Below are 16,957 nucleotides of genomic sequence, written 5' to 3'. Positions count from 1 at the left end.
ACCAGACGTTCCAATCGGTTCGTCTGGTTTTAATATATTTTAAGCGACTTTATATAACTTTATATGACTTTACGCAATTATTATTCGCGCGTTATCTGCGACTCTACCCAATCCACAATGTAAGGAGCGCACTCCTCCACTTGGTCCATTGCAATCTCAAACTCTTTAGGACCTCCGTACCATGGGTCAGCCAAATCTAAAACAGCTTCGCGACCAGCTTGTGGTTTTTCTAAAGACGGATCAAACGATCTATACATGTGAACAAGACCACGTTTTTGCGCTGGAATAATCCTGAGCAAAGATTGCATATGCGAAGCAGTCATTGGAAGAAAAAGATTTGTTTCCTCTATTTCGTCTCGCTCAATCCTATGCGCAAAATGGCTTAACGGCAAAGAATAACCCCTACTTTTAAGCTCTCTTTGCGCACGCCTATCAATCGGATTCCCGTATTCTTCGTCGCTTACGCCGCATGATTTTACAGCAACAACATCGCTTAATCCTCTAAGCTTAAACTCGTTACGCAAAACGATTTCTGCCATTGGAGATCTGCAAATATTCCCTGTACAAACCGTCATAACAACATACGGATGCTTAGCATCTACGTGAATTTTGTTTAAAGATTCCATACATATCCTTAATCTAGCTTATTTTTTAGCTTTAATTGGCTTATATACCATAAACTTGTATTTTACGTCGAATTGTTTTGCACCAACTTTTATAGCTGATTCTTGCCAATCGCCATCACGTGCAACTTTCCACAATCCATCATCTACAAGTCTCTGAATGTTAGGAGCAAACGTATCAGCTTCTACTCTAGTGTCAATTTGAGTTACATAGGCAGCGTCAACAATTTGCGACTCAATCACTTCTCTAAAAATTGCTCCGCCACCAATAATCCAAACTGCGCTACCATCTTTAGGCAAATCTGAAGAATCTACATGCTCAATAGGATTATCTTCAATCCATTTTTTTGCGTAACATATTGCTTCTTCAATGCTTGTAAAACTTTTTGCACCATCTGAATTAAAATCTGGATTCCTAGAAACAACGATATTTTCTCGCCCAGGAAGAGGACGGAACTTTTCTGGCATAGAATCCCAAGTTCCCCTACCCATTATTACTGGGCAAGAAATTGTCATGGCTTTAAAATAGCGCAAATCTGGGGAAAGTCTCCATGGCATACCACCATTTACACCCATTGCGCCTACGCGGCCTTCCAAATCGTATGCTTGCCCCCAAATTAAACGCACAGGAATATCGTTTGCCATAAAACTCCTAGTCAAAAACTCAAACTAATAAGCAACTAATAAATAAGATCACACAGCTACAGGAGCTTTAATCGTAGGATGATGCTTATAATCAACAACCTTAAAATCACTATAGTCGTAGCTAAAAATTGAATCAGCTTTACGAATCTCAAGCTGCGGATACGGGTACGGCTCACGCGAAAGCTGCTCAAGCACTTGCTCTACGTGATTATCGTAAATATGGCAATCGCCACCTGTCCACACGAACTCTCCTGGTTCCAATCCTGCTTGCTGAGCCATCATCATTGTTAAAAGCGAGTAAGAAGCAATGTTGAATGGCACGCCAAGGAACATGTCGCAAGAACGCTGGTAAAGCTGGCAAGAAAGCTTGCCGTCTGCAACATAGAACTGGAAAAGCGAGTGACAAGGAGGCAAAGCCATGTTTTCAACTTCTGCAGGATTCCAAGCACTGACAATCATTCGACGAGAATCTGGATGATTTTTCATAAGATTAAGAACATTAGAAATCTGGTCGATTGTGCGATTAGGATTTTCTTGAGTAGGCGCTGGCCAACTACGCCACTGAACGCCATAAACAGGACCTAAATCGCCATTTTCATCTGCCCACTCATCCCAAATATGCACTCCATTTTCTTGCAACCAGCGAACATTACTAGAACCTTTAAGGAACCAAAGAAGCTCGTACGCAAGCCCCTTAAAGAACACTGTTTTTGTGGTTATAAGCGGAAAACTCTTGCTTAAGTCAAATCGAATTTGTTGACCAAAAAGAGATATTGTTCCTGTACCAGTGCGATCCGATTTTAAAGTACCTTCCATAAGTATTTTTCTAACCAAATCCTCATAAGGTGTAGGAATATCGGAAGTAGGTTTCTGTGGTACGCGAGAGCGGATATCCGCAAGTTCTTCTTGAGTTAAAGCCATGAGATTATTTTATCATTAGCTAAATTCAACACCACCAAAAGTAAATATAAGAAATATAAGAACAAGAATCAAACTGAAATCAAAGCATGCTAGTTATAATAGGTTTGTCTTAAAAAATAAAAGTTAAAAACAAATAGACATAAGCACAAACATAATCACAATGTGTTAATGTATAAAAATGCAAAGGAGCAAAAATGACTAGAAGAATATGGGTTGAACGTTTAGAAGACGGGTCTTGGCAAGCACAAAGTGATGATGGTGCAACACTAAAATTTGGTAAAGGAGAAGGACAATTTTCACCTGTGGAACTAATGCAAATAGCTCTAGCTGGTTGCACAGCTTTAAGCAGCCAATACGCTGTTGAACATGCGCTCGGAGAAGGAAAAGGCGCTCGAGTTCTTGTAAATGGAACTTATGATCCAGAAGAAGGAACTTACTTAAGATTCCAAGAGGATGTAACAGTTGATGCTACAAGCGCAAAACCTGCTTTAAACGATGAAAATGCAAAAGAACTAAAAGAACGCATGGAAAGACATATCAACAAGGGTTGCACAGTTAAGCACACTCTTGAACGCGGTGCGCAAGTGCGTGTAACAGTAAATGTAAGACACTAAAAACGCTAAAAATCACAATTTGTGGCGCAATAACTTACACAATGCTACACTTTTAACGTTGTTAGAGCTATTTATGTAACTGGAGGAAACTTTGAAAATCGCGATTTTTACAGAAACATATCCACCATACATAAATGGCGTAGCAACGCAATCATACATGCTTAAAAAAATGTACGAGGAACTTGGACACGAGGTTCTTGTTGTTACGGTTGGATCCGAAAAACAGCGAAAAACTAAGCTTGTAGACGGAGTTGTATACGTTCCAGGAATACTTCTTAAAAAGCTATACAAGTATAGAGTTGCAATTCCGATTGGAAACATGCGCAAAAAATTCCCTATCAACTTTAAACCAGATGTTATTCATATACAAAATGAGTTTGGTATTGGTGAAATAGGTCTAGAAGTTGCTAAAAAAGAACATGTTCCTGTTATTTATACTCTTCATACAGAATACGATAAGTTCCTGTTTTATATTGGTCTAAAGCATTTTACAGAGTTTTCTAGGAATATTTCAGCAAAATATTTTACGCGATTTTCTAAAAATGCAACAATTATTACTAGTATGTCCGCTAAGGCTCAAGCTTATATTGATCGTCAAAAAGTCGATAAAAAAGTTGTTGTTCTTAGCAATGCAGTTGAATATAAAAAGTTCTTGCCTACACCAGAGCGAATTGCTTTTAGAAAAGAATTCCGTAAAAAATACGGTATTGCTGATTCCACGAAACTCTTCGTTTTTGTTGGAAGAATCGGAGCAGAAAAGAATATCTCTGAGCTTATTGACAACTTTATGTATTGCGATTTTCCACGCGAATTAGCTAGACTCGTTGTTATTGGCGGAGGACCTGATTTAGAAGACTTGCGTGAGAAAGTAGCTAACAAAGGATTTGAAGATAGAATCTACCTACTTGGCCCTATTGAACACACGCAGATCCCTAAGTATTTGCACGCTATGGACTACTACACTACCGCTTCCCTATCGGAAATGCATTCACTTTCTATGCTTGAAGCCATGGCATCTGGATTATTTGCTCTCGTAAAGCACGATATCCCTAATGAGAATCAGATTATTAGTGGCAAAAATGGTTATCAGTGGGATTCTAAAGAAGACTTTAAGCAAGTGTTTAGTCACGTTCTTAACATGAGTGAAGAAGAGCAAGCACAACTAAAAGCAAATGTTCTCGAATACTCAAAGAACAATGACTTTAAAAAGCAAGCTCAAGAGCTAATTAAAATTTATAAACTTGCTATTGAAATGAACAATAACGAACTTGCTAAAAAACGCGCTGCTCGCGAAGCAAGACGCGCACGCTTTTTACTTAAAAACAAGTAAAAATCAAACTTAAACAAATAAAAAGCACATAGTACATGCCTGGGCTAGCTTTGCAACAAAATAGCGTCCAAAACACTGTTTTAGTGCTTTGGACGCTATTTTCTACTACAAGCTACTTCTCTACTACAAACTACTAGTGAAGCGGATCAATAGTTTGCTCGATTTCTTTAGCAGCTTCCACACCAGCTTTTGGAACATCAACTGTATGAACGCCACTTATAGAATCAATAGCACTAGTATCATTACTTACCTTAGACTGCTGTGCTACTTGAGCAGCGCTTAACTCCACATACTTACGTGGAACCACATACACCGGTCTAGAAGAATGCTGCAACAAACCTTGGCTAATAGAACCAAGAAGCAATCCTGTAAAACCACCACGTCCTCGTGAACCCACAACAACCAAATCATTGTTTAAGCTCGCTTGAGTCAAAGCGTTTACAGCAGAGCCTGGAACTACAGAACGATGAATCTTTAGATTTGGCAAACGCTGCAAAATAGGCTTTACTCTCTCATCAAGATCTTCCATATAAGATCCCATAACAGCAGTGTCACCTTCTGCACCCTGAACGCTAGGAACAGCAGAAATCACATCTAATTGTGCGTTCCAACTATCAGCCAAATCTGCAGCAATCTCAAGAGCTTTTAATCCCCACTTAGACTCGTCGGAGCCAACAGCAATCTTAGAAATCTTATTATTCAAGTGGATTCGTTGACCATCATCATCTGTATATGGAACAACAACAATTGGGCAATAAGCGTAGGCTGGAAGCGAAGAACTTGTCGTGCCAAGCAAACGCTCAGCCAATCCACCTTTACCTCGGTTACCAATAACAATAAGCTGATAGTTCCTAGAAAGCTCTACAAACACAGAAGAAGGATCGCCAGTAACGATTAACGTTGTTGCATCCACACCCTGTTCTAAAGCTACAGCTTTTGCTTTAGAAAGAATTTCCTGAGCGTCTTGATGAGCAACATTATCATCACCAATCGCAGTATAAGTCGCATCAAAAGATACAGCTGCATAACTAGGTAAAGAATATGCACAAACTATTTGAAGCTGTAATCCAGCATGCTTAGCATAATTAGATGCCCACCATACAGCCTTATAGCTCGCATGAGAACCATCAACACCTACAAGAACAGCTTTTTCTTGTGTAATAACACCTTGTGCCATCTAGATCCTCCTAGCATCGCGCGATTTTTTATTTTCTTAAATACTTTAAATACTAGAATAGCGCGTTTAAGGTAGTCGCGTCTATCGCGACACAACAAACCTAAGGATTAATGGCAAAATTAATTAAAAATAACCTAAAAACGTATCAAAACTACTAACAAAACTAAAAGTGGTATCCATAAAATCATGAATACCACTCAAAATCAAATTGTCAGAAGATTCTACGAATAGAATAAGATCCCGAAAAAACGTATCTAATAGGATCATACTGAGTTCCAGCGTACTGAGAATTAATAACCATTCCATTACCAACATAAATAGATGCATGAGCACCATTGGCAATTATGTCACCAGGCTGGGCCTGAGCTAAACTCGGAACAGCCGTACCTACAGTGGCCTGAGCTCCAGAAGTTCTAGGTAAAGAAATACCCATATTGGCAAAAACGTACTGCACAAAACCAGAGCAATCCCAGCCAGCAGGACTTGTACCACCAGAACGATAAGGCACTTTACCTAAAAACTGAGCCGCAAAATTAAGCATCGCCGAAACAGACTGATTATCTGGAGGAGCAACAAAGTACGTCATAGGTCCAACGCCATTACGCGCTCTAGAACGACTTGCAGTAGCGTCGAAGCCATCAGCAGAATTATTCTGTGCCTGTTGTTGCTGGCGAGCCTGTTCAAGTGCAAGTTCAGCAGCACTCTTAGTCTGCGGAACATCCAAAGACTCAATACTGCCCCAATGAGAATTAGCATCAACATCGGTAGAAGTGGATTCTGTAAACAAATCACGCTTAACATCAGTAATCTTAGGGAAAGAACGTGTAGATGTAACTGCTGATTCTTCAGCAGAAGCGGAAGCACAAGCAAGCGGGATCATAGCAGCAACCAGCGCTGCAGATACAAAACCTGCAAATACAGAAGAAAAAATCTTATCTCGCTTAATCATCATTAGCGATGTTAGCATGTTAATACTACAAACTAAGACCACAAACAAAATTTGCACGCACTATTTACAGCACAACAATGCACACCTACACGCATAACAGCCAAAATAGACTAGAAAACCGCAAAACGTAGTAACAGATATCAATATTAAAATGTCAAAATATTAAAATTCCAAATAATCTAGTAATGGATAAATTCAAAAGCCGAAGTTTCATTCGGATTTACAACCCTAGAGAAGGTCCTACCGTGAAGCTCCGCACTAGACTCAGATGTTTCAATAGAACCATCAGGATTAATTTTTTCAACAACAGCAACATGACCATAAGTACGATTAACGCCAGCCTGACCGCGACCAAACACCATAATATCGCCAACGTGACGAGGCGTACGATCTACCCAATATCCAAGTTTTCGAGCAGTCAAAGCCCACATCCAGCCGTCTCCCATATTGGAACCAACAGGAAGACCAAGCTGATGCCTACGAATATAAACCCACCAAGTGCACTGGCTAAACTCATATGCATTCCCAGAATCACCAGAACTATGATTTGGATTAAATCCAGCAGGCAAAGAATTAACGTCTGAATCCATTAAAATAGCAACCTGCGGATTATTCGCAGAAGACTTAGACATTTCAGAAACTTTAAAATCTGAATTAGAACCTAAATCCCACTTAGACTCATGAGACGATCTAGTAGAGAAAGCGTTTAAATCAGCTTCGAGACCAGCAACAGCACTGCTGAACTTCAAATATTTATCAGCACGATCTAACTTTTCACGCTGACTAGAACGAGAAGCAGCTTGATCATTAGAATCATTGGAAAAATTAATCTCAGAAGCATATTGCTTTGAAGCAAAAGAACCCAAACTATCAGTCTTACTCAAAGCCATAGACGTCAATGCGGCACCAACTATAGCTACTAAAGACGTAGAAACAATAATACAATTCTTACGTTCTCTAGATTCGCGAGCTAAACGAATCTCGCGACGAGTACGAGGAGCAGAAGACATTTGCAAACTCTGAGCCACAGATTCGCTCAAGCCCACAACTGCACCATTATTCGCACAAACCGCTTCGGTAGAACGCTCAGAAGTAGCACTGGAAATATGAGAAGAGGAAAAAAGCATAAAAGGCGAAACGAAACGCCCCTTTGCTTTCTTAGCACCATGTGCACCATGTCTCATAAAAAACCACTCCCGAATTGTTAAAGTATCACGTCAAAACGGCACCTACAAAGCTCAAGATTACAACGTGGTGCGGATGTGATAAAAATAGTGTCGAAAAAGAAAATAGTAAAATTTAAACGTATATCATAAACGTATATCATCAAAAAATATAACCAAAAATTGATATTAGACATCACTAGATGTATGGTTAATCATATGAAGCTAGCACCGATTATTAACCCAGATGCGCGCAAAGAGGCACCAAAGCCATTGCGCGTAGACCTGTGCAAAGCATTTATGGTTGGAACAGTTCTATGGCTTATAGCATCAATAATCACTGTTGTGCTCGCAATCTTGCACTTTCTACTATGGTTTTTTGCTATAGTTTGCCTTAGCGGATTCGTAATAGGTATTTTGCTTTTAATCTGGGAACACTTTGACCGTTGGGATTATAGAAGACTAGGAAAGTAAAACGCTTAATACGATTAAGCGAACTATTTTGCATCCGATCTTGAAAGCGGAATCGCAAAATTAACCGTAGTACCTTTCCCTGGTCTACTCCACAATGTAATGCTACCGTGATGAGTAAGAGCCACGTGCTTAGCAATAGCAAGACCTAAACCAACACCATCCTGACTGCCGTCATTCTGGTTATCCGAACGATAAAAACGCTCGAAAATACGAGGCTGATCACGCAACGCAATACCAGAGCCACAATCAACAACACGAATCACTGCAAACTGAGAGTCATCAGACTTTAACGCTGAAATCGCCACACTGTTATTTGCTGAAGAATAGATAATAGCATTCTCAACAAGTTTACGCACGGCAGCGCTGATTTGTGAAAAACTGCCTAAAACACTAAGCGAAGAATCAGACTTAACGCAAAGACGCACATTTCGGCTCAAAGCAAGATATGAAACCTGATTCTGAACATCTTTTAACACACTCAAGACGTTCACAGCACTCGCCTTAGACACATCTATAGGCTTCTGAGCACTCATAAGAAGCAGAAGATCTTCCAACATATGTTCCAAGCGTTTAGAAGACCTCTGAGCTTTTAAAGACACTTCCTTAACACGATTAAGAGTAACATTATTATCCTGCAAAAGTTCTATAAGACTAGAAATCATTCGAGTAGAGCTAATAAGTTGTTGAGAAACATTACTTATAAAATCATCTCTAGTCTGCTCAAAACGATGCGCAGCACTCGTATCATTTAAAATAACAACAACCTTGCCTGCTCCAACACTTCCAACAGTAACATTAAGCCAATTAGGTCTAGAAACTGTAGAAGCATCAGACGATTTATCAGTTTTATTCGAGGAAAAGTCGCCAGCAACCGTAGCTGATTTTAATAACACAGCACTGTCACCAGAAAAATTACTATTAAAATCAGAATCTTCACCAATAGTTATATACCGCTCAGGAGTAAAAGTAACTAAATCAAAACTCTCAAAACCGCCAGACTCGCGCACACGATTTACAGAATCCAGAACTCGCGGTTGAACAATAGAATCATCAACAACAACACCAAGCGTATAACTATCAGAACTAGCTCGTAAAACATCATTATCAGCATCGATAACAATAGTCGCAGCAGACAGCATGGATAAAATCGCACACGCATCTGAACTTATATCATCTGAATTATTATCAACTGAATCTTCATCATCTTCATCATCACCAAAATTACGTTTACCTAAAATTTTTAAGATCTTCTTAAAGCTACTACGAAAAATCCTACGCAAACCACCTGCTATAGGATTTACAACAGAACTAAAAAACGGTCTAAAAACACTACGAAATATTGGAAAAAGCGAATCAACAACAAACATAACAATTACGATTGCAACACAAAGCGCAATCAAAGCAAAAACAACAAACACCATTAAAGGCGAATATGGCGAATCTTGAAGCATACTCTTAAAGAATACTCTAACGCGCTCACATTTAAGCAACTAATACAGCGACTAATACATTTAACGCACGTGCGCACAGTAGTCTATACTTGATTAGGGCAATCTAAACAAACGCGAATATGCTCCAAACGCAATTGAGCGCGATTGAACGCAAGAAAGGACGCACCATGCGAGTGATTTTCAACGAAGAGATGAAGGCAGTTGCATTAAACATTGAACGCATGGCAGAGCTTGTTGCAAAAGCCATGAACGATGCTGGAAATGCTTTATTAAATGCTGATTTAGAATCTGCACAAGCAATTATAGACAATGACACTCAACTAGATTCACTAGAAGATAGCGTTATAGATCAATGCTTAACATTGCTAGCTAGACAAAATCCTGTAGCAACAGATTTGCGAGAAGTAGTAGCAACCATGCGTTTGGCTGCGACTTTTGAGCGCATGGGAGATTTAACAAGTCACGTTGCGCAAATCGCAAGAAGAAATTGGCCTGATTGCGCAATACCAAGTCAAGCAAAAGAAACTGTTGAAAAAATGGTTGACTTTTTGCATGTTCTTGCAGGTCAATTAACAGACATGCTTTCAAATAGAGACGTTAATGTAGCAGATGCAATTATTCACGGCGACGATGTAATGGATAAGTTGCACGAACACATTTTTGCGCTTGTAGAAGGCGAAGATTGGAATGGCACTAGAAAACAATTGATTGACTTAGTACTTCTAAGCAGATTCATGGAGAGAATCGGCGATCATTCAGTTGCTGCAGCAAGGCAAGTTGTATTTATTGTTTCGGGATTTGACCCAACTAAGAAGCCAGAACCAGATAAAGACACGGTTGTGGCATAAATACGGTTGTGGCATAGAACACGATTTTTGAATAGAAATCTAAAAAGTAGCTTGTAAAACAAAAGTAGGTTTGCAATTAATTTTGCAAACCTACTTTTTATTTAAGTTAATTTAAGATAATTAAGCTAACTTAAGCTAATCAAACTCACTTCTGACCCTGAGCAGCCACGGCGGCAGCACCAGCAGCAGCAGCTTCTGGATCCAAATACTCGCCGCGAGGCTTGATTGGCTTAAAGTTCTCGTCCAACTCGTAAAGAAGAGGAATAGCGGTTGGAATATTCACCTTGGAAATCTCTTCCTCGCTCAAGTTGTCGAGCATCTTAACAATTGCGCGCAAGCTATTGCCGTGAGCTGCAATCATCACAGTCTTGCCAGACTTAAGCTCTGGAATAATATCGGACTCCCAGTAAGGAGTTACGCGAGTCACAACGTTCGCCAAAGCTTCAGTTTCTGGAACTGGATCACCTGCGTAACGAGGATCATTCGTCTGAGAATACTCATCGTTTGGATCAATCTCAGGAGGTGGAGTTGCGTAAGAACGACGCCAAATCATGAACTTCTCATCGCCATATTCCTGACGAATCTCAGACTTGTTCTTACCTTGCAAAGCACCATAATGACGCTCGTTTAAACGCCAGCTACGGCGAACTGGAATCCACAAGCGGTCGGCTGCATCAAGCGCGTAATTCGCGGTATTGATAGCACGACGAAGCAAAGAAGTGAACACGATGTCTGGAAGAACATTCTTCTCCTTAAGAAGCTCGCCACCATGCTTAGCTTCCTCGACACCCTGCTCAGTGAGCGGTACATCAACCCAACCGGTGAACTGATTGGTCTTATTCCATGCGCTCTGACCATGTCGGAGCAATACTAATTTATATGTCATAATTACCTAGTCTATTCGTTTCGTACGACTACTTACATAAAAGTAAGCAAACACGAAAAATTTAATAGAAAAAGCCGATGAATGTTTAAACAACATACAACGGCTTTACAATCTACTAAATCTATCAGTTAGCGAAGAGGCTTTACGAGTGGGAACGTAATCGTCTCGCGAATGGTTGCGCCCGTAAGCGCAATCAGCAAGCGGTCAATACCCATTCCCATGCCGCCAGCAGGAGGCATACCGACGCCAAGAGCCTCAATGAAGTCCTCGTCAATATCCATTGCCTCAACATCTCCAGCCAAAGCATCCTTAGCTTGAGCCACAAAGCGCTCGCGCTGCACAACAGGATCGTTAAGCTCGGAGTAGCCGGTTGCAAGCTCAAAGCCACGCACATACAAATCCCATTTTTCAACCATTCCTGGCTTAGTACGGTGACCCTTAACAAGCGGGCTGGTTTCCACTGGGAAGTCGCGCACAAACGTTGGCTCATAAAGCTTATCCTCATAGAAGTGCTCCCACAAGTGCTCAACCAACTTGCCGTGATTCTCCACTTCGTCGCGCTCAACGCCAAGCTTGTCTGCAATCGCACCCAAATGCTCAACAGAAGTTTCTGGCGTAATCTCCTCACCCAAAGCCTCAGAAAGCGAGCCGTACATGGTAATCTGCTTCCACTCGCCGCCAAAATCGTACTCTTCGCCGTTAAGCAAAGTCACCTTAGTGGAGCCAAAAGCGTCGACAGCAGCCTTTTGAATCAGCTCTTTAGTAAGAGCTCCAATCGTATCGTAAGTGCCATAAGCTTGGTAAGCTTCGAGCATTGTAAACTCTGGAGCGTGAGTTGCATCTACGCCTTCGTTTCTAAAATCACGGTTGATTTCAAACACGCGATCAATGCCACCAACCAAGCAGCGCTTCAAGAAAAGCTCTGGCGCAATACGCAAATAAAGATCAATGTCGAACGCGTTCATATGAGTTGTAAACGGACGAGCAGCAGCGCCGCCGTGAACCGTTTGCAACATTGGTGTTTCAACTTCCAAGAAGTCGTGGCTGTCGAAAGTGCGGCGAAGAGAAGCTACAGCATGAGAACGACTGCGAACCATATCGCGAATCTTCTCGTCCGCAATCATGCCAATATAAGGCTTGCGCGTACGAGTATCGTCGCTTAATTCCTTATGCAAAGCCGGAAGTGGCTGCAAAGCCTTAGCTGCAATTGCCCACTCAGTTGCGAATACGGAAAGCTCGCCAGTTTTAGAAGAAATAACGCGACCGCGAACATACAAATGGTCGCCCAAATCAACCATCTGCTTGAAGCTCTTAATAGATTCTTCGCCAATTTCCTTCTTGGAAACCATCGCCTGAATCGTAGTGCCGTCACCAGCAGCAAGCTTAACGAAGCACAAGCCACCAGCATTACGCAAGAAAAGCACGCGACCTGCAATACCAACCTCGGTATCAGTTTCTTCGCCAGCTTCAAGCTTGCCATCAAAATCAGCACGAACCTTTTCGATAGTATCCGTAACATTAAGATGCACTGGGTATGGCTGCACACCCTCCTTAAGCATCATCGCACGCTTAGCAACACGCATCTGCACCTGCTCTGGGTGCGCAAGCGGACCAAACTCTTTATTGCTTGGATCAATTGCTTCGTCAAGAGTAGCACCATCATTTACGCGCTTAGCAATAGCCTCATCTTGAGCGAGCAGCATCTCAGCATGCTCAACGGTGTCAATTTCATTGGCGTTATCTGTTACGTCATTTTCTGCGGCGTTTTGTGCGGCAGACATTGCAGTATTCGTGTCAGTCATAAACGCCAATTGTAGCTACTAGGGAATACAGGTAAGCGAGTCGCAAATGCATTTTATTGTGTTACTAGATCGATTGCGCTAATCATTTTTGCAACAAATATACATTTTTATAGAAATATTTATATTTTTCTGTTTTCGAAAGAAAAATACATTTACAGTAAAACTTTTTATTATTTTATTAAGATATACAAAATTATTTACGAAAAGTTACATCATTTTGCAAATATTGCGGAGACCATGCAGCTGCAAAAGAATACAAGTGAATTTTTAATAAAATTTTAAAAGAATTTATTTGACAACGACACACACTGTTAATTTGTAGCAAGTTCACGCTATTATAACCACGTTGTCGGAGTGTTGCATGCGCAATTACAACATGTAGCTGCGTCATGTATTCATAAGATGGATTCACGATGTGCAATCTCTATTGAGTTCGCACAATCGACATCGGGCTGTAGCGCAGTTTGGTAGCGCGCTTCGTTCGGGACGAAGAGGCCGCGGGTTCAAATCCCACCAGCCCGACTTTTGATTTTTTGCACAATCGCGCATATTACAACACTCGTATAAACAAATAATTCGCTATGATTGAGTAGTGAGCAAAACGGAATTTAATCGCAAGAAGCAAGGTGGCTTAAATGTTAAGCGTTTCGCAATTTTATAAAGAATTAGACAATATGTTTGCAAGCCACACAAGCGCGCAAGAAATCGAAAAATACCTGCTAAATGCGCTAAACCAATCGCAAGAAGAAGCACTCAAAGAAACACAAAATAAAGAATCTAAAGAAAAAGCAAATTGCGCATACGATAAATCACAAGAATCAAACGCTCAAGCATTGCAACTATCTGTGTTAAACGAGTTGATGGGATTTTATAGGTCTAGAGGAGAATACGCAAAAAACAAGCCAATCATTGACAATGCGCTAGATTTGGCAAAAAAGATGGATTTAGTAGGCAGCGAAGCTGGCACAACCACTTTGATTAACGCTGCTACTAGCCTACGAGCCGCGGGCAGCTATGAGCGCGCAGCAGAAATATATTCTCAAGCTATTAAAGAATCATCGAAAACACTAAAACCAAACGATAGAAAACTCGCTGCCCTTCACAACAATCTTTCAATGCTTTACAGCGAAACAGGCAACATGAGCGAAGCAATTAATGAACTTAATATTGCGCTTGAAATATTGCAAAAATCGAGTATCGATCCTTCAACAGACATAGATATAGCAGCAACTCACACAAATCTTGCGCTTGCGATTTTGCAAGAGTGTTCGCAGCCTAGCGAAAGCACAAACAGCAAATCCACTATCCTTAACTCTGCTTTTGAACACGCTTCAACTAGTATTCGCATGTACATTGCAGGAAATAACCAAAATCAACCACATTACACATCTGCTTTAGCTGGATATGCTCAAGTTCAATACGCACGAAAAGAGTATTCCGACGCTGTAAAAGCATACAGCGAAGCTCTAGATTTAATAGCACAATGTTACGGAAAAGATAGCGAGTCATACGCTATAACGGCAGAAAATTTGCAGCAAACGCGCAAGTTGGCAGAAAACGTTACGACAACAAGCGCAGCGAATACAATTCAATGCAATTCGGAAAAGTCGCAAGCAAGCGATGAGCCAAAGCCAGAGTCAAATAAAACTATACAATCAAATAAAACCATAAAATCAATCAAAACTGTAAAAACAGAATATAATCCAAAAATCAAAAACGGCATGCAACTTGCAAAATCATATTGGCAAACTTACGGAAAACCACTGCTTGAACTTGAACAATTTAAAGACTATAAAAACCGCATAGCTGCAGGATTAGTAGGTCACGGATCGGAATGCTACGGATTTGACGACGAGATTTCGCGCGATCACGATTTTGGCCCAGGATTCTGCTTATGGCTTACGGATGAAGACTATGCGAAAATTGGCGATGATTTGCAAGCAGCTTACGATTCTCTTCCGCAAGAATACGCTGGTTTTGGCTCTCGCGAAGAAACTCCACGCGCTAAATCATGCGAAGAAAGCAAGAGAGTCGGAGTATTTACCATAGCTAAGTTTTTTGAAAACATAACGGGATTTGCTACTGCTCCAAGTAAAAACGAGCCGCATTTATGGCTTTCGTTAAGCGAGCCAACGCTTGCTGCAGCTACGAACGGCCAAATTTTTGCAGACCCACTTGGAGAATTTAGCAAAGCGCGTCAAAGTTTTAAGCTTATGCCAGACGATGTGCGAATCTCGCTAATCTCTAGAAGGCTTGGCATGATGGCTCAAGCAGGTCAATACAATGTTCAACGAATGCTAGCGCGAAAAGACGGAGCTGCAGCGTGGCTTTCTATAAACGAGTTTGTGCGCGCAACCGCTTCAATCGTATTTTTGCTAAATAACCCAATAAGTGCAGGATATTTGCCATATTATAAGTGGCAATTTGCAGCACTTCGCAAGCTAAGCGAGCGAATGGCGTCTAGGCTTTTTGGCGTAGCAAATCAACTTGAATCGCTTATGCGACTAAGTAGTGCGGCGTGCTTTGGCGGAATCGGATTTGGCGAAGGCACAAAAGGCAGCAGCGAAGCTGAATCTAAAATAAACGAGATTATTCAAAACGTGTGCAACGAAGTAGTGCAAGAGCTTAAATATCAAGGTTTGAGCGATTGCAATGAAACGTTTTTAGAATGGCAACGCCCGTATGTTGAAGCGCATATTAATTCGCGCGCAACGTGCTTAAGGAGCTTATGATGTGCGATTCATTATCAAATCCAAAAACGCAAAATCCAAAAACGCAAAATCTTGCAGAAGAAATTACAAAACTAGAATGGCAGCAATTCCAGCTTACGCAAAACGAAGGCGGACGCGCGAATTGCCAGGAAGATTGGCAAACGTTCCGCATTATGCGCATGAGTCAATTTTTAACTTGGCCTCTGGATTTGCAAGAGTCTTATAAGAAAGATCTTGAGCGCGCTGATAGCAATGGCAGAAATTTGATAACAGAAAAATATGCACGAATGATGGAGTCTACTGCGCCAGAAATTTTTGAGCGCACAATTAAGCCTTATATTAAGCCGATTTTAGAGCCTAGAAAAAGCGAGCAGGAGAAGATTATTTTTACGCAAGTTAGATGGGCGGATGATTTTCGCGATCGATACCCTCATTTAGGTCTTGCAATGCGCGTTCTAAAAACAAGCGAAGATACAGAAGAAAATACATCTTTTGAAACGTATTTACGAGGAGAATTAAGCACGTATTCCGCCGAAACTTTTGCTAAATATAAGTCTTTTATAGAAGATTTAACAGCGAAAAATATAAATCTAACGCAAATGATTATTACAAATACTGTGCGCATGTATGGCTACGATTCACTCGAAGCAGCCGACAAATGTTGATGCGACTATAGCGTGAATAGTTTTATTACAGCATGAATAATTTTGTAGATGCACACTCAATTCTTTGTGCAGTTTTTAAACTACGCAAATCCGATTCAACAAAAACAGTAGAAGATGCGCTCAAACCATTTTTGCTCAAAAAATCTCGATAAATCATAATATTCGGCTTGCGCAAATGATATTCATAAGATGCGCTAACGCCATTTATCTCGCCAAGTATTGGGCAAGTTGTGCGCGCGCAATCAACCCACTCTTGTGAAGCATTTCCAAACGCCCAAACGCGCACATCTTTTGCAATTAAATCGCGAGCAACAGCCGCAAAACGCTCTCGCTCCCCTAAAAATCCGTGTAAAAAATTCTCAAAATACAAGCGATAAAGCCAAGTTACGGCAGGACCATGATGCTCACTAAACGATTCAAGCGCACGCTCAATGCTCCATCCTGATTCACGCAAAGCCTCGTGAAACTCAAAACCCCATTCTGGCTCATAGCTAAACAGCACCTCGCCAATATAATCTGGGTAATACGATTCCAACGTGCGACGCGCATCCCAATCAACAAGAAGATGCAAGTCAAAAACAACATCTGTTATGCCGTTTTCAATAATTTTTTGCGCGCATAAATCGCAATAATCACAACTATTCTTGCAATCATTGCGATTAGGCGAAACATCTTCTGTGCAAATCATTACAAATCCT

The 16,957-nt window shown here is 40.9% G+C and carries 16 protein-coding genes and 1 tRNA gene; 7 read left to right on the top strand and 10 right to left on the bottom strand.

Annotated features, from left to right (window positions below):
• Nucleotides 1–80 precede the first annotated feature (80 nt).
• From HXT19_RS02000 to HXT19_RS01990, 3 genes are read right to left on the bottom strand one after another with little or no spacing between them, the layout of a single operon-like run.
• Complete coding sequence (locus HXT19_RS02000; RefSeq protein ID WP_004124893.1) at nt 81–626, bottom strand: low molecular weight protein-tyrosine-phosphatase; 546 nt, start codon at nt 624–626, stop codon at nt 81–83.
• Between the two features lie 18 nt (nt 627–644).
• Nucleotides 645–1,268 carry a dihydrofolate reductase gene (locus HXT19_RS01995; RefSeq protein WP_285067411.1) on the bottom strand — a complete coding sequence of 208 codons (624 nt, stop codon included), beginning with the start codon at nt 1,266–1,268 and terminating at the stop codon, nt 645–647.
• 48 nt (nt 1,269–1,316) lie between these two features.
• A complete protein-coding gene (locus HXT19_RS01990; RefSeq protein WP_004112483.1) occupies nt 1,317–2,189 on the bottom strand; it encodes a thymidylate synthase in 873 nt (290 codons plus the stop codon).
• 194 nt (nt 2,190–2,383) lie between these two features.
• Between HXT19_RS01990 and HXT19_RS01985 the strand changes: the two genes are divergently transcribed.
• Together HXT19_RS01985 and HXT19_RS01980 are read left to right on the top strand one after the other, a co-directional pair.
• Nucleotides 2,384–2,803, top strand: coding sequence for an OsmC family protein (locus HXT19_RS01985; protein ID WP_004116790.1), 420 nt, complete (start codon nt 2,384–2,386; stop codon nt 2,801–2,803).
• A 91-nt stretch (nt 2,804–2,894) separates the two neighbouring features.
• Complete coding sequence (locus HXT19_RS01980; protein ID WP_421780521.1) at nt 2,895–4,133, top strand: glycosyltransferase; 1,239 nt, start codon at nt 2,895–2,897, stop codon at nt 4,131–4,133.
• Nucleotides 4,134–4,266: 133 nt separating this feature from the next.
• Here the strand turns inward: HXT19_RS01980 and HXT19_RS01975 are convergent, their stop codons facing one another.
• From HXT19_RS01975 to HXT19_RS01965, 3 genes are all read right to left on the bottom strand, one after another.
• On the bottom strand, nt 4,267–5,310 hold the full coding sequence (locus tag HXT19_RS01975) for a universal stress protein (protein WP_004115580.1): 1,044 nt from the start codon (nt 5,308–5,310) through the stop codon (nt 4,267–4,269).
• A 211-nt stretch (nt 5,311–5,521) separates the two neighbouring features.
• Nucleotides 5,522–6,277: a C40 family peptidase gene (locus HXT19_RS01970; RefSeq protein ID WP_041160651.1), complete on the bottom strand. Its 756-nt coding sequence runs from the start codon at nt 6,275–6,277 to the stop codon at nt 5,522–5,524.
• Nucleotides 6,278–6,438: 161 nt separating this feature from the next.
• Nucleotides 6,439–7,443 carry a CHAP domain-containing protein gene (locus HXT19_RS01965; RefSeq protein WP_004115584.1) on the bottom strand — a complete coding sequence of 335 codons (1,005 nt, stop codon included), beginning with the start codon at nt 7,441–7,443 and terminating at the stop codon, nt 6,439–6,441.
• 186 nt (nt 7,444–7,629) lie between these two features.
• On the opposite strand from HXT19_RS01965, the gene HXT19_RS01960 reads away from it, so the two are divergent.
• A complete protein-coding gene (locus HXT19_RS01960) occupies nt 7,630–7,896 on the top strand; it encodes a hypothetical protein (RefSeq protein ID WP_013399512.1) in 267 nt (88 codons plus the stop codon).
• 23 nt (nt 7,897–7,919) lie between these two features.
• Here HXT19_RS01960 and HXT19_RS01955 read toward each other — a convergent pair whose 3' ends face one another.
• On the bottom strand, nt 7,920–9,347 hold the full coding sequence (locus HXT19_RS01955; RefSeq protein ID WP_174142754.1) for a sensor histidine kinase: 1,428 nt from the start codon (nt 9,345–9,347) through the stop codon (nt 7,920–7,922).
• Nucleotides 9,348–9,514: 167 nt separating this feature from the next.
• Between HXT19_RS01955 and phoU the strand changes: the two genes are divergently transcribed.
• Complete coding sequence (phoU, locus tag HXT19_RS01950) at nt 9,515–10,195, top strand: phosphate signaling complex protein PhoU (protein ID WP_174142753.1); 681 nt, start codon at nt 9,515–9,517, stop codon at nt 10,193–10,195.
• Nucleotides 10,196–10,340: 145 nt separating this feature from the next.
• Here the strand turns inward: phoU and HXT19_RS01945 are convergent, their stop codons facing one another.
• Nucleotides 10,341–11,081, bottom strand: a complete 741-nt coding sequence (locus HXT19_RS01945; protein WP_004112459.1) for a phosphoglyceromutase — start codon at nt 11,079–11,081, stop codon at nt 10,341–10,343.
• 128 nt (nt 11,082–11,209) lie between these two features.
• The gene (gene lysS, locus HXT19_RS01940) at nt 11,210–12,883 is read right to left on the bottom strand and encodes a lysine--tRNA ligase (RefSeq protein ID WP_174142752.1); all 1,674 of its coding nucleotides are present in this window, start codon (nt 12,881–12,883) and stop codon (nt 11,210–11,212) included.
• A gap of 448 nt (nt 12,884–13,331) precedes the next feature.
• Here lysS and HXT19_RS01935 point away from each other — a divergent pair.
• From HXT19_RS01935 to HXT19_RS01925, 3 genes are all read left to right on the top strand, one after another.
• Nucleotides 13,332–13,405, top strand: a tRNA-Pro gene (locus HXT19_RS01935).
• Nucleotides 13,406–13,518: 113 nt separating this feature from the next.
• Nucleotides 13,519–15,615 (top strand): DUF4037 domain-containing protein, encoded by a 2,097-nt coding sequence (locus tag HXT19_RS01930; protein ID WP_101891866.1) that lies wholly within the window; start codon nt 13,519–13,521, stop codon nt 15,613–15,615.
• Complete coding sequence (locus HXT19_RS01925; RefSeq protein WP_004574993.1) at nt 15,615–16,259, top strand: DUF4125 family protein; 645 nt, start codon at nt 15,615–15,617, stop codon at nt 16,257–16,259. The genes HXT19_RS01930 and HXT19_RS01925 overlap by 1 nt, the downstream gene beginning before the upstream one ends.
• A 25-nt stretch (nt 16,260–16,284) precedes the next feature.
• On the opposite strand, the gene HXT19_RS01920 is transcribed toward HXT19_RS01925, so the two are convergent.
• On the bottom strand, nt 16,285–16,947 hold the full coding sequence (locus HXT19_RS01920; protein ID WP_174142751.1) for an HAD family hydrolase: 663 nt from the start codon (nt 16,945–16,947) through the stop codon (nt 16,285–16,287).
• Nucleotides 16,948–16,957: the final 10 nt, after the last annotated feature.

Origin of the sequence: Gardnerella sp. DNF00038, assembly GCF_049262855.1 — a bacterium.
GTDB classification, from domain to species: domain Bacteria; phylum Actinomycetota; class Actinomycetes; order Actinomycetales; family Bifidobacteriaceae; genus Bifidobacterium; species Bifidobacterium vaginale.
The sequence above is the reverse complement of the archived record's forward strand: the minus strand, read 5'-3'. Positions and strand labels throughout refer to the sequence as shown.

What these genes read in the sequence shown, in the direction of transcription:
- HXT19_RS01995 (WP_285067411.1), bottom strand. Translation starts at nt 1,268, where the DNA reads ATGGCAAACGATATTCCTGTGCGTTTAATTTGGGGGCAAGCATACGAT.
- phoU (WP_174142753.1), top strand. Translation starts at nt 9,515, where the DNA reads ATGCGAGTGATTTTCAACGAAGAGATGAAGGCAGTTGCATTAAACATT.
- HXT19_RS01945 (WP_004112459.1), bottom strand. Translation starts at nt 11,081, where the DNA reads ATGACATATAAATTAGTATTGCTCCGACATGGTCAGAGCGCATGGAAT.
- HXT19_RS01970 (WP_041160651.1), bottom strand. Translation starts at nt 6,277, where the DNA reads ATGCTAACATCGCTAATGATGATTAAGCGAGATAAGATTTTTTCTTCT.
- HXT19_RS01965 (WP_004115584.1), bottom strand. Translation starts at nt 7,443, where the DNA reads ATGAGACATGGTGCACATGGTGCTAAGAAAGCAAAGGGGCGTTTCGTT.
- HXT19_RS01985 (WP_004116790.1), top strand. Translation starts at nt 2,384, where the DNA reads ATGACTAGAAGAATATGGGTTGAACGTTTAGAAGACGGGTCTTGGCAA.
- HXT19_RS01960 (WP_013399512.1), top strand. Translation starts at nt 7,630, where the DNA reads ATGGTTAATCATATGAAGCTAGCACCGATTATTAACCCAGATGCGCGC.
- lysS (WP_174142752.1), bottom strand. Translation starts at nt 12,883, where the DNA reads ATGACTGACACGAATACTGCAATGTCTGCCGCACAAAACGCCGCAGAA.
- HXT19_RS01920 (WP_174142751.1), bottom strand. Translation starts at nt 16,947, where the DNA reads ATGATTTGCACAGAAGATGTTTCGCCTAATCGCAATGATTGCAAGAAT.
- HXT19_RS02000 (WP_004124893.1), bottom strand. Translation starts at nt 626, where the DNA reads ATGGAATCTTTAAACAAAATTCACGTAGATGCTAAGCATCCGTATGTT.
- HXT19_RS01975 (WP_004115580.1), bottom strand. Translation starts at nt 5,310, where the DNA reads ATGGCACAAGGTGTTATTACACAAGAAAAAGCTGTTCTTGTAGGTGTT.
- HXT19_RS01925 (WP_004574993.1), top strand. Translation starts at nt 15,615, where the DNA reads ATGTGCGATTCATTATCAAATCCAAAAACGCAAAATCCAAAAACGCAA.
- HXT19_RS01930 (WP_101891866.1), top strand. Translation starts at nt 13,519, where the DNA reads ATGTTAAGCGTTTCGCAATTTTATAAAGAATTAGACAATATGTTTGCA.
- HXT19_RS01955 (WP_174142754.1), bottom strand. Translation starts at nt 9,347, where the DNA reads ATGCTTCAAGATTCGCCATATTCGCCTTTAATGGTGTTTGTTGTTTTT.
- HXT19_RS01990 (WP_004112483.1), bottom strand. Translation starts at nt 2,189, where the DNA reads ATGGCTTTAACTCAAGAAGAACTTGCGGATATCCGCTCTCGCGTACCA.